Raw genomic sequence first — 11794 nt, forward strand, 5'->3', positions numbered from 1 at the left:
CTCACGCTAGCGCACGATCCTCGGCGAGCTCCAGAGGGTGCTCGGCGAGGTAGCGCCGGACGGCGAGCGCCGCGGCCCGGCCGGCGCGGTTGCCGCCGATGGTGCTGGCCGAGGGTCCGTAGCCCACGAGCTGGACGCGCGGGTCGCGCAGCGCGGTGGTCGCGGTCTGCACGTCGGTCCCGCTCTGCAGCAGGGCGATCCCGCCGTGCTCGCTGCGCAGGTGCAGCGGCGCGAGGTGGCCCACGGCCGGCCGGAACCCGGTCGCCCAGAGGATGACGTCGGCCCGCTCGAACGAGCCGTCGGCCCAGCGCACGCCGTCGGGCTCGATCCGCGCGAACATCGGGCGCCGGCGCTCGTACACCCCCAGCCGGGCGGCCTCCTGCTCCTGCGGGCGCAGTGCCAGCCCGGTCACGCTCACCACGCTCGCCGGGGGCAGGCCCGCACGGACCCGCTCCTGGACGAGCTCGATCGCGTGGCGCCCGGCGTTCTCGTCGAAGCGGTCGCGCCACACCGGCGGCCGGCGGGTCACCCAGACCACATCGGTCCGCGGCCCCAGCTCGCCGAGGAACTGCACCGCGGACGCCCCGCCGCCGACCACGACGACGCGCTTGCCGTCGAAGTGCTCGGGGCCCGGGTAGTCGGCGGTGTGCAGCTGCTCCCCCGCGAACGTCTCGGCGCCCGGGTAGTGCGGCACGAACGGCCGGGTCCAGGTACCGGTCGCGTTGACCAGCGTGCGTGCGGTCCACGCGCGCTCCCCCGCGTGGACGACGAGCAGCCCGTCGGCGTCCTCGGTCACCCGCTCGACCCGCACCGGCCGGACGACGGGCAGCCCGTGCTCGCTCTCGTAGCGGCCGAACCAGTCCGGCACGACCACGTTGGCCCGGGCCCCGGAGTCCCCCGGCGCGGGCGCGTCGGGCAGGTCCGCGACGCCGTGCACGTCGTGCATCGACAGCGAGTCCCACCGGTGCTGCCAGGCGCCGCCGGGCTGCGGGTTGGCGTCGAGGACGACGTGGTCGAGGCCCAACCGGGTCAGGTGGAAGGAGGCGGAGAGCCCCGCCTGACCGGCTCCGATGACCACCGCGTCGTACACGTGCACGCCGGTACAACGGCGGCGCCGGCCCGGCTATGCCCGCACCGGATCCGTCTCGCGGGCAGATCAGGCGTGACTTGCCGGCAGAACCTTCGTTAAATTGATGTCCGGAATGCCCTCGCGCGCTCGTCACGAGCGGGTGCGCGGTGGTTTCCTGGGGGGACAAACTTCAAAAAAGTCACAACACGAATGGGAATGGGGTCCCGTGAACGTGCGGAAGCTCGTCACTCTTGTCGCCTTTGCTCTCGGGGGTGCAGGTCTGGTCGCCGTACCGGCGCCGGCTCACGCCGCCGACCCGGTCTACTGGTCCTACTCGGCCAGCACCGGCGCGACCTACATCAAGGTGCTCGACGGCGTCGTCCAGTCCGACCTGACCGCCCAGTCGGGCGTCACCGGCGGGGCGAAGTCCAGCAGCTCCAAGAACAGCACCGCGGCCGTCAAGGTGCTCAACCTCGCCGAGGTCGGCGCGGTCGAGACCAAGACCGACGCGGTGGTGCAGAAGGCGCTGGTCGGTCAGACCACGACCCTCAAGTCCTTCGCCCGGACGGCGCACGTCAGCCTCCTCGGCGGCCTGATCTCGGCCGACGCGCTCGAGACCAACGTGACCACCACCGGTCGAGCGGACGGTTCGGCGTCGTACACCGCCAACAGCCGCCTGGCGAACATCAAGATCGCCGGCATCAAGCTGCCGCTGAACATCCCCAAGAACTACGCGGTCACCATCCCGGGCGTCGCGAGCGTCACGCTCAACTACGCGCTGCACGGCAAGTACGACCAGCCCGAGGGTGACCTGGCCGGCACCATGGCGTGGGCCGTCGGCATCACGCTGCTCAAGCCGCTCGGCGGCTACTCGGCCGGCGTCACGCTGCTGGTCAACCCGGTCAACCAGTACCTCTCCGAGGTCGCTCCGGCCTCCGGCGCCTCGCTCGGCGGCACCGCCTACGGCACCCGCATCCAGGCGCACGTCGGCGACGACATCCAGGTCGTCAGCGACCCGACCGCCCGCGTCGGCACGCCCGTCGGCTCCAGCAACGGCCGCACGCTGACCAACTCCACGCTCGGCGTCCGGGTGCCCGGCATCCTCACCACCGGCGTGATCAGCTCGACCACGACGTCCAAGAAGGACGCCTACGGCAACGCCGAGGTCACCAACACCAACCAGACCGCGGGCATCAACCTGCTCGGCGGCCTGGTCAAGGCCAACGCCATCAAGGTGAGCGCGGCCGGCAAGCTGCAGGACGGCAAGTGGACGTCCACGATGGACATGCAGCTGGTCAACCTGGTGATCGCGGGCCAGAAGATCCCGATCAACGTCTCGCCCAACACGATCCTCGACATCGCCGGGCTCGGCAAGGTCGCGCTGAACCTCCAGCAGACCAGCACCAACGGTGGTGCCTTCCAGAACGCCATCACGGCCGTCAAGATCACGCTCGACACCGCTCAGGCGGGTCTGCCGGTCGGCGCCACCGTCGAGCTGGGTGTGGCCTACACCGCCATCGCCCCGTCCGCCGGCTGACGGTTCGCACGGACCACCCTCCGAGGGGCCGGGTCGCCGCAAGGCGGTCCGGCCCCTCGGCCGTTCCCGGGGCCGGGTCCACCGATGGGTGGCCCGGGCTCCGGGCGGGATATCCTGTGTGCTCGTGGCTGAAGCTGAGTTCCGTTACTCCGACCTCCTCCCCACCGGCAAGGACGACACGCCCTACCGGTTGATCACGAAGGAGGGCGTCGAGACCGTCGAGGGCCCCGACGGCCAGACCTTCCTCAAGGTCGATCCGGCGGCCATCCAGCGGCTCACCGCCGAGGCGATGCACGACATCAGCCACTACCTGCGGCCCGCCCACCTGGCCCAGCTGCGCAAGATCATCGACGACCCCGAGGCCTCGGGCAACGACCGCTTCGTCGCGCTCGACCTGCTCAAGAACGTCAACATCTCCGCCGGCGGCGTGCTGCCGATGTGCCAGGACACCGGCACCGCGATCGTGATGGGCAAGAAGTCCGAGGGCGTGCTCACCGGCGCCGAGGACGGCGAGTGGATCAGCAAGGGCGTCTACGACGCCTACACCAAGCTCAACCTGCGCTACAGCCAGCTCGCGCCGCTGACGACGTACGAGGAGAAGAACACCGGCACCAACCTGCCGGCCCAGATCGAGCTCTACTCCACCGCCCAGGGCGAGAAGGGCCCGGAGTACAAGTTCCTCTTCATGGCCAAGGGCGGCGGCTCGGCCAACAAGTCGTTCCTGTTCCAGGAGACCAAGGCCGTCCTCAACCCGAAGCGGATGCTGGAGTTCCTCGACGAGAAGATCCGCTCGCTCGGCACGGCCGCCTGCCCGCCGTACCACCTGGCGGTGGTGATCGGCGGTACGTCGGCCGAGTTCGCGCTGAAGACCGCGAAGTACGCCAGCGCGCACTACCTCGACAACCTGCCGACCGAGGGCTCGATGAGCGCCCACGGCTTCCGCGACCTCGAGCTCGAGGAGGAGGTCTTCAAGCTGACCCAGTCCTTCGGCATCGGCGCCCAGTTCGGCGGCAAGTACTTCTGCCACGACGTGCGCGTGGTCCGGCTCCCCCGCCACGGCGCGTCGTGCCCGGTCGCGATCGCCGTCTCCTGCTCGGCCGACCGCCAGGCGCTCGGCAAGATCACCGCCGACGGCGTCTTCCTCGAGCAGCTCGAGACCGACCCGGCGCAGTACATGCCCGACGCCGGCGTCGCCGAGGACATCTCCGGCGGCGAGGTCGTCAAGGTCGACCTCAACCGGCCGATGAGCGAGATCCTGGCCCAGCTGTCGTCGTACCCGGTCAAGACGCGGCTCTCGCTGACCGGCCCGCTCGTGGTCGCGCGCGACATCGCGCACGCCAAGATCCAGGAGCGCCTGGACGCCGGCGAGGAGATGCCGGAGTACCTCAAGAACCACCCGGTCTACTACGCCGGCCCGGCCAAGACCCCCGAGGGCATGGCGTCCGGCTCGTTCGGCCCGACCACCGCGGGCCGGATGGACTCCTACGTGAAGTCCTTCCAGGCCGCCGGCGGCTCGATGGTCATGCTCGCCAAGGGCAACCGCTCGAAGCAGGTCACCGAGGCGTGCGACGCCTACGGCGGCTTCTACCTCGGCTCGATCGGCGGCCCGGCCGCCCGCCTGGCCCAGGACTGCATCAAGAGCCAGGAGGTCATCGAGTACCCCGAGCTCGGCATGGAGGCGGTCTGGAAGATCGAGGTCGAGGACTTCCCCGCCTTCATCGTCGTCGACAACAAGGGCAACGACTTCTTCACCGACCCCGGCGGCGCGGTCACCGTGCCGATCACCGGGATCCGGGTCCGCTCGGCCGAGTAGTCGCGCCGCGGGGCGCCGGGAACCACCGGCGCCCCCGAACCGTTCACCAGGCATGCGCTGCCCTGTGGATGAGACGACGCTCGTGATGAGCGAGCGGAGCGGGATCGAGATCGACTACTGCCCCCAGTGCCGGGGCGTGTGGCTCGACCGCGGCGAGCTCGACAAGATCATCGACCGCTCCGTCGACGCTCCGGCGCCGGCCGCCCCGCAGGCGCCGCCGCAGAAGCAGTACGACAACTACCGCGAGCCGCGCCAGCAGCAGCAGTACCCGCCGCAGCAGCAGGGCTACTACAAGAAGCGCAAGCGCGAGTCCTGGCTCAGCGAGCTGTTCGACTGAACCGCCCGACCAGGGCGTTCACCAGCTCGGCGGCCGGTTCGGGTCGGTCGACGGTCGCCGCGAACCGCTGACCGTCGCGCAGGGTGAGCACCAGGCCCGGTCCGCGACGCGCGACGGCCGCCCGCCCGCGCGTCGTACGGCGGTAGCCCCAGCCGCCCCAGCGCAGCGGCTCGACGTGCTCGGCCTGCGCGCTCGCGATCCGGTCGACGGGCACCCGGACCCGCGGCCACTGCGCGGGGCCCCACGACACCGCGACGCCGGCGTCGTCGACGCGCACCGTGACGACGTGGGTCCAGGCGAGGGCCACGGCGGCGAGCCCGGCCGCGAGCGCCGCCGGCCACACCGCGAACCACAGCGGGACCGTGCCGAGCCCGAGCACGACCCCCGCCACGAGCATCCGGCCGGACGAGGCCTGGCCGACCCAGGCGACCCGCTCGCCGTCGGCCAGCACCAGGCTGGACGAGGGCGCGGGCGGCGCCTCGGCGTCCGGGAGCGGTGCGGGCAGCAGCCGGTGCACCGCGAACGCGGCCACGAACGGCACCAGCGTGGCCGCGACGATGCTCAGGACCGGCAGCCGGACGTCCGCGGCCCGGACGGCGTCCGCGGAGGCCACCAGCGTCGCCACGAAGAGCGCGGCAGGCAGGCCCGCGACCCAGGTGGCGGCCGCGGCGCCCAGCCCGCCGAGCGCCGTACGGCGGCCGGCGCGGGCGACGAGCACGAGCGCCACCGCCGCGGCGAGGACCACCACGCCCAGGACGATCGTGGTGAACGCGGCGAGCCCGGAGGTGCCGTCGACGTCCCCGCCGAGGTCCCAGTGGGTCGGCAGCGGGTCGGGCACGTCGCCGCGCAGGAGCAGGGCCGTCCCGATCGCCCACAGAGGCGCCTGGAGCACGACGAGGGCGGCGAGGAGCTGCCGGAGGCGGAGGGTCATGGGGTGGCCTTTCGGATCTCGTCGACGAGCTGGTCGGGGGTCAGGCCGATGCGCGCGGCCCGGTCGAGCAGCGCCCGCACCTCGCGGCGCAGCGCGACCCGCTCGCGGTCGGGCTCGGCGAGGTCGCTGCGCACGTGCGCACCCCGGCCGCGGCGCAGGTCGACGACCCCCTCGTCGCGCAGCGCGGCATAGGCGCGCAGCACGGTGTGCATGTTGACGTCGAGCCCCGCGGCCAGCTCGCGGGCCGGCGGCAGCTTGTCGCCGCCGCGCAGGCTGCCGTCGATGATCGCCGCGCGCACCTGGGCGGCGATCTGCTCGGCGAGCCCGAGCGGGCTGGTGGGGTCGACCCGCAGCAACATGTTTGCATCATACTAGAACAACTCGATCAACGCTCCTCCCCCTCCGCCGAGGTGGCACGGCCGAGTAGCGTCGGTGTCGTGAGCACCCCGCACGAGCACACCGCCTTCCGCACCGAGCACGACTCCATGGGCGAGGTCCTCGTCCCGGCCGCCGCCCTGTGGCGCGCCCAGACCCAGCGCGCGGTCGAGAACTTCCCGATCAGCGGCACGCCGATCGAGCCCGCCCTGATCCACGCCCTCGGTCACGTCAAGGGCGCCGCGGCGAGCGCCAACGTGGCGCTCGGCGTCCTCGACCCCGAGCTCGCCACCGCGATCACGACCGCGGCCCGCGCCGTCGCCGACGGGCGGTACGACGACCAGTTCCCGATCGACGTCTTCCAGACCGGCTCGGGCACCAGCTCCAACATGAACGCCAACGAGGTCATCGCCTCGCTGTGCGCCCGCGAGGGCGTCACCGCGCACCCCAACGACCACGTCAACGCCAGCCAGTCGAGCAATGACACCTTCCCGACCGCGATCCACGTCGCCGCGACGCTGGCCGTCACCGACGACCTGGTCCCCGGGCTCGACCAGCTCGCCACCTCGCTCGAGGCCAAGGCCGACGAGTTCGCCGGCCTGGTGAAGTCCGGGCGCACCCACCTGATGGACGCCACCCCGGTGACGCTGGGCCAGGAGCTCGGCGGCTACGCCGCGACGATCCGCTACGGCGCGGAGCGGCTCGCCGCCGTCCTGCCTCGGGTGCGGGAGCTCCCCCTGGGCGGCACCGCCGTCGGCACCGGCATCAACACCCCGCCCGGCTTCGCCGGCGCCGCGATCGAGGCGCTCAGCGCGGCGACCGGCCAGGAGTTCACCGAGGCCCGCAACCACTTCGAGGCCCAGGGCACCCGCGACTCGCTGGTCGAGCTCAGCGGCGTCCTGCGCACGATCGCGGTCGGCCTGACCAAGATCTGCAACGACCTGCGCTGGATGGGCTCGGGCCCCACCACCGGCCTCGCCGAGATCCACCTGCCCGACCTCCAGCCGGGCTCGTCGATCATGCCCGGCAAGGTCAACCCGGTGCTGCCCGAGGCCACCCTCATGGTCTGCATGCAGGTCATCGGCAACGACGCCGCGGTCACCGTCGCCGGCGCGAGCGGCAGCTTCGAGCTCAACGTCGCCATGCCGGTCCTGGCCCGCAACGTGCTCGAGTCCGTCCGGCTCCTCGCCGCCGCCTCCCGCACCCTCGCCGAGCGCTGCATCGACGGCATCACCGCCGACGCCGACCGGATGCTGCGCTATGCCGCCTCGTCACCCTCGGTCGTCACGCCGCTCAACCAGCACATCGGCTACGAGGCGGCCGCCAAGATCGCCAAGCAGGCGCTCGCCACCGGCAGCACCATCCGCGAGACCGTGCTGGCCCTCGGGTACGTCGAGCGCGGCGAGCTCACCCTCGAGCAGCTCGACGCCGCCCTCGACCTCGCCTCGATGACGCACCCCTAGCCCGGCCCGGGGCCACCCCCGGCCCCGCGGAGCGCGCCTCAGGCCCGCTTGCGCCCGGTCAGCGTCGCCGCGACGATCACCGCGATCGCGGCCACCGCGATCTGCCACAGGTGGCGCAGCCAGTCGATGCCGTTGGTGGCGTTGTCCCAGGTGGCTTCGTGCCCGTCGAACGGCTTGTTGTTGTGCCCGAACAGCACCCAGTAGAGCAGGCTGCCGACGAGCATGCCGACCACACCGCACGCGACGGTGAGCCAGAGCGGGAACTTCGTGCGGTCGCCGGGCGCCACGGCCTTGCCGATGAGTCCGATGACGGTGCCGCCGACCAGGGTGACGATGATGGTCCAGAGCATGTGCGGGCCCCTTCTGTCGTACGGGGCACCCGGAAGCCCCGGCTAGGCGTCATCATGCACCCTCAGCCCCTCCGAACGCGCCCAAGCGGCGTGTCGCCGCCCAACCACCCGCACCGACCACCGCGCCCGCCCGACCACCCGGCCCGCCCGACCACCCGGCCCGCCCAACCACCCCCACCGACCAGCCGGGTCCCCCAGCAAGGCCGATCGGCGGCAACGCCGACGAGAAGCCGAAGCGAGCGAGGCACGAGCGACCGGAGGCGACGACGTCGGCGTTACCGCCGACGCCGACGTCTGGCCGCCAAGTCCGAACGACCGGCCAGAACCTCGACCGCGAGCGCGGCAGCGCGGCGCGACGAAGGAGCGACGCGCTCGCGCCATCCAGCTCAGTACCAGCCGACGGACTCGCTGTGCCCCCAGGCGCTGCAGGGGCTGCCGTAGCGGTTCTTGATGTAGCCCAGGCCCCAGCGGATCTGGGTGGCCGGGTTGGTCGCCCAGTCCGCGCCCTCGGTCGACATCTTGGAGCCGGGCAGTGCCTGCGGGATGCCGTAGGCGCTGGACGTCGGGTTGTCGGCGTTGACGCGCCAGTTGGACTCGCGGGTCCACAGCGAGTCGAGGCAGCCGAACTGGTCGGAGGAGAAGCCGAACTCCCCCAGGAGCGCGCGGGCGATGTCGCGCGGGTCGGAGTCGGAGAGCTTGCGCTCGTCGGTCATCGCGGCGGTGCGGGCCTCGCTGAGGTCGAGGGCCTTGGCCGGGACCGACTCGGGACGACGGTCGCTGCGCGACAGGACGGCCTCGCGGCGCGGGGCGGTCTGGTCGGTGGCGGAGGCCGTGGTGCCCTCGGCCGCGGCACCGTCGGACGAGGTCCGGGCGAGCGGGTCGAGGTCGGCGCTGGCGGCGGCCGGCGGGGCCACGTGCTGGCCGGCGAGGCCGGCCGCGATCGAGACCCCGGTCACGGCGACCGCGACGGAGGAGAAGACGACGGCGTTGCGCGCGGCCTTGCGCGGCGCACGGGCCAGGTGGGCGTGCTTCGGCGCTCCGCGATGCTTCGGTGCGGGCTTGGCGTGATTCGACAAGTGCTCGTATCCGGGCTCGACGTCAGGGGCGCAGCCACCGCCCGATCGGGCCCGACTCGATGTCATCACCGCCGGTGGCCAAGCGCCCACCCTGCCTGAGGAGGCGAGGGGACGCAAACCGAACCGCGGAACTTCCCCCGGTTCGCGTGAACCCGTCCGCCCCCTGGGGCACACGAGTCACAGGCGTCCCACCCGCCTCCTCGGCGGGCGGCGTCAGAGGACCACGTTCTCCAGCATCTCGGTGACCAGCGCGGCGATCGGCGAGCGCTCGGAGCGGGTCAGCGTGACGTGGGCGAAGAGCGGGTGACCCTTGAGCTTCTCCACGACCGCGACCACGCCGTCGTGGCGGCCCACCCGCAGGTTGTCGCGCTGGGCGACGTCGTGGGTGAGCACGACCTTGGAGTTCGCGCCGATCCGGGACAGCACGGTCAGCAGCACGTTGCGCTCCAGCGACTGCGCCTCGTCGACGATGACGAACGAGTCGTGCAGCGAGCGGCCGCGGATGTGGGTCAGCGGCAGCACCTCGAGCATGCCGCGGTCGAGGATCTCGTCGACCACGTCGCGCGAGGTGAGCGCGCCGAGGGTGTCGAAGACGGCCTGGGCCCAGGGCGACATCTTCTCCGACTCCGAGCCGGGCAGGTAGCCGAGCTCCTGGCCGCCCACCGCGAAGAGCGGGCGGAAGACGACGACCTTCTTGTGCTGCTGGCGCTCCATGACCGCCTCCAGGCCCGCACAGAGGGCCAGGGCGGACTTGCCGGTGCCGGCCCGGCCGCCGAGCGAGACGATGCCCACCTCGGGGTCCAGGAGCAGGTCCAGGGCCACCCGCTGCTCGGCGCTGCGGCCGTGGATGCCGAACGCCTCGCGGTCGCCGCGCACCAGGTGCACCTGCTTGTCGGGGCCGACCCGGCCGAGCGCCGTCCCGCGCTCGGAGAGCAGCACCAGGCCGGTGTGGCAGGGCATCTCGCGCGCCTCGGCGTGGTCGAGGGTGCCGTCGTCGTAGAGCTCGTCGAGCTCGGTGCCGCTGACCTCGAGCTCGGCCATGCCGGAGTAGCCGGTGTCGGAGTCGCTGATGGTCTCGCCGCGGTACTCCTCCGCGGCCAGGCCGACCGCCGAGGCCTTGATCCGCATCGGCAGGTCCTTGGAGACCAGCGTGACGTCGTGGCCCTCGTCGGCCAGGTTGCGGGCGACGGCGAGGATGCGGGTGTCGTTGTCACCGAGCCGGAAGCCCGAGGGCAGCGACGTGGCGTCGGTGTGGTTGAGCTCGACCCGCACGCTGCCGCCCTCGTCCCCCATCGGGACGGGGGTGTCGAGCCGGCCGTGGCTCACCCGCATCTCGTCGAGCGAGCGCAGCGCGCTGCGTGCGAAGTACCCGAGCTCGGGGTGGTGGCGCTTGGCCTCGAGCTCGGTGATCACGACCACCGGCAGGACGACCTCGTGCTCGGCGAACCGGCGCAGGGCGGCCGGGTCGGCCAGCAGGACGCTGGTGTCGAGGACGTAGGTACGGCGCTGCGTGCTGGTCTGTGCCCCATCGTGATTGGTTCCCACGACTCACCTCACCGGACCGCACGCGCCCCCGTAGGGCCGCCCCGGCCCTATTCCTTGTGGACGGACCGGGCTGCGCTTGCGTGATGGTTCACGTCGGGCCTCCCGATGTGGCCGGCTTCCCCACCTGCCACTGCTTCGGAAGGTACGCCCGGCTCCCGACCAAACCGGGCGCCACGCCGGTCCACGGAAGTTAATGTCAGGTGACGCGTCGGTAGGTCAGGTCGGTGATGACGCGGTCCTTCGCGAGCCCCTTGCGCTCGAACTTGGTGACCGGCCGGTCCGCCCAGCGCTCGACCACACCGCCCTCGAGCAGCGGCTCCGCGTCGAGCACCTCGACCATCTGCTCGGCGTAGTCGGCCCAGTCGGTGGCCAGGCGCCAGAGCGCGCCCGGAGCGAGCCGGGAGGCGACCAGCGCCGCGTTCTCGGCGTTGACCAGCCGGCGCTTGTGGTGGCGGGTCTTGTGCCAGGGATCGGGGAAGAACGTCCACAGCTCGCTGATCGCGCCCGGCCCGAGCAGGTGCTCCAGGGTCCAGACCGCGTCGACGCCGCAGAAGCGGACGTTGGTCGCACCCGCCTCGCCCACCCGGCCCAGGCTCTCGGCCACGCCCGGCTGCCAGACCTCCAGGGCCAGCACGTTGACCTCGGGACGCGCCGCGGCCAGGGCCGCGGTGGCCTCGCCGACGCCGCCGCCGATCTCGACGACCAGCGGCGCCTCGCGCTCGAAGCAGGAGGCGAAGGTGAAGCCGGGGCGGTCGACGGCCTCGTCGGGGATGACCCACCGCTCGGCGTACGTGTCCCAGGCGGCCTGCTGCTTGGGCGAGAACCGGCTGCCGCGCCGCGAGTACGTCAGCACCTCGCGCAGCCGCCGGCCGTCCTCGGTGAGCTTGTGGTGCGGTCGCGCGGGCGTCACGCCACCACTCATGCCGAGCTCCCGATCAGGATCACGATGAAGATCACGTAGACCACCGCGAACGCCAGCCCGAGCAGCAGCAGGCAGCTTCCGACGATGCCGAGCACCCAGCCGATGGTGACCATCTGGGAGCCGCCGACGGTCCCCCGGGACGCCGCGATCTCCTTGCGGACCCGCCCGCCCATCACCCACGCGAACGGCGCCAGCACCTGGCACAGCACGATGCCGAGGATGCCCAGGATCAGCACCGTCGTCGCCTGCGGGTGGTCCGGCGGCGGCGCCGGCGGCAGCCCGTAGCCGCCGTACGGCGGGTACGGCCGGGGGTCGTAGGGGTTCGGTCCGGGCGGCTGGCTCACCGGCGGATTCTCCCATCCGGCGCCCGCGCCGC

General features: G+C 72.4%; 12 protein-coding genes. 4 read left to right on the forward strand and 8 right to left on the reverse strand.

Going from position 1 to position 11794, the window contains the following annotated elements; all coding sequences use genetic code 11:
- Window position 1 precedes the first annotated feature (1 nt).
- Entirely contained in the window at window positions 2-1096 is a 1095-nt protein-coding gene (locus CCO04_RS05760; RefSeq protein WP_215813173.1) for an NAD(P)-binding domain-containing protein, read from the reverse strand.
- A gap of 199 nt (window positions 1097-1295) precedes the next feature.
- Here CCO04_RS05760 and CCO04_RS05765 point away from each other — a divergent pair, with 199 nt between their 5' ends.
- The 3 genes from CCO04_RS05765 to CCO04_RS05775 all read left to right on the forward strand — a co-directional run bounded on the left by CCO04_RS05765 (window position 1296) and on the right by CCO04_RS05775 (window position 4756).
- Window positions 1296-2606: a choice-of-anchor P family protein gene (locus CCO04_RS05765; RefSeq protein WP_215813174.1), complete on the forward strand. Its 1311-nt coding sequence runs from the start codon at window positions 1296-1298 to the stop codon at window positions 2604-2606.
- Between the two features lie 124 nt (window positions 2607-2730).
- Window positions 2731-4419: a fumarate hydratase gene (locus CCO04_RS05770; RefSeq protein ID WP_215813175.1), complete on the forward strand. Its 1689-nt coding sequence runs from the start codon at window positions 2731-2733 to the stop codon at window positions 4417-4419.
- Between the two features lie 52 nt (window positions 4420-4471).
- Window positions 4472-4756 carry a zf-TFIIB domain-containing protein gene (locus CCO04_RS05775; protein WP_215813176.1) on the forward strand — a complete coding sequence of 95 codons (285 nt, stop codon included), beginning with the start codon at window positions 4472-4474 and terminating at the stop codon, window positions 4754-4756.
- Here the strand turns inward: CCO04_RS05775 and CCO04_RS05780 are convergent.
- Entirely contained in the window at window positions 4737-5687 is a 951-nt protein-coding gene (locus tag CCO04_RS05780) for a hypothetical protein (protein ID WP_215813177.1), read from the reverse strand. The genes CCO04_RS05775 and CCO04_RS05780 overlap by 20 nt on opposite strands.
- Window positions 5684-6046: a GntR family transcriptional regulator gene (locus CCO04_RS05785; RefSeq protein ID WP_215813178.1), complete on the reverse strand. Its 363-nt coding sequence runs from the start codon at window positions 6044-6046 to the stop codon at window positions 5684-5686. The genes CCO04_RS05780 and CCO04_RS05785 overlap by 4 nt, the downstream gene beginning before the upstream one ends.
- A gap of 78 nt (window positions 6047-6124) precedes the next feature.
- On the opposite strand from CCO04_RS05785, the gene CCO04_RS05790 reads away from it, so the two are divergent.
- Entirely contained in the window at window positions 6125-7525 is a 1401-nt protein-coding gene (locus CCO04_RS05790) for a class II fumarate hydratase (RefSeq protein ID WP_308281138.1), read from the forward strand.
- 38 nt (window positions 7526-7563) lie between these two features.
- On the opposite strand, the gene CCO04_RS05795 is transcribed toward CCO04_RS05790, so the two are convergent.
- The 5 genes from CCO04_RS05795 to CCO04_RS05815 all read right to left on the reverse strand — a co-directional run bounded on the left by CCO04_RS05795 (window position 7564) and on the right by CCO04_RS05815 (window position 11762).
- A complete protein-coding gene (locus CCO04_RS05795; protein WP_215813179.1) occupies window positions 7564-7875 on the reverse strand; it encodes a hypothetical protein in 312 nt (103 codons plus the stop codon).
- Window positions 7876-8261: 386 nt separating this feature from the next.
- On the reverse strand, window positions 8262-8951 hold the full coding sequence (locus CCO04_RS05800; protein WP_215813180.1) for a lytic transglycosylase domain-containing protein: 690 nt from the start codon (window positions 8949-8951) through the stop codon (window positions 8262-8264).
- Between the two features lie 213 nt (window positions 8952-9164).
- Window positions 9165-10496 (reverse strand): PhoH family protein, encoded by a 1332-nt coding sequence (locus CCO04_RS05805; protein WP_215813181.1) that lies wholly within the window; start codon window positions 10494-10496, stop codon window positions 9165-9167.
- Window positions 10497-10692: 196 nt separating this feature from the next.
- Entirely contained in the window at window positions 10693-11406 is a 714-nt protein-coding gene (gene trmB / locus CCO04_RS05810) for a tRNA (guanosine(46)-N7)-methyltransferase TrmB (protein ID WP_257753953.1), read from the reverse strand.
- An 8-nt stretch (window positions 11407-11414) separates the two neighbouring features.
- Window positions 11415-11762: a hypothetical protein gene (locus CCO04_RS05815; protein ID WP_215813183.1), complete on the reverse strand. Its 348-nt coding sequence runs from the start codon at window positions 11760-11762 to the stop codon at window positions 11415-11417.
- Between the last annotated feature and the right edge of the window lie 32 nt (window positions 11763-11794).

This window comes from Pimelobacter sp. 30-1 (assembly GCF_018831735.1).
Classification (GTDB): Bacteria; Actinomycetota; Actinomycetes; order Propionibacteriales; family Nocardioidaceae; genus Nocardioides.

Excerpts from the sequence above, each read along its gene's own strand:
- CCO04_RS05775 (WP_215813176.1), top strand. The coding sequence starts at position 4,472 with ATGCGCTGCCCTGTGGATGAGACGACGCTCGTGATGAGCGAGCGGAGC.
- CCO04_RS05780 (WP_215813177.1), bottom strand. The coding sequence starts at position 5,687 with ATGACCCTCCGCCTCCGGCAGCTCCTCGCCGCCCTCGTCGTGCTCCAG.
- CCO04_RS05785 (WP_215813178.1), bottom strand. The coding sequence starts at position 6,046 with ATGTTGCTGCGGGTCGACCCCACCAGCCCGCTCGGGCTCGCCGAGCAG.
- CCO04_RS05795 (WP_215813179.1), bottom strand. The coding sequence starts at position 7,875 with ATGCTCTGGACCATCATCGTCACCCTGGTCGGCGGCACCGTCATCGGA.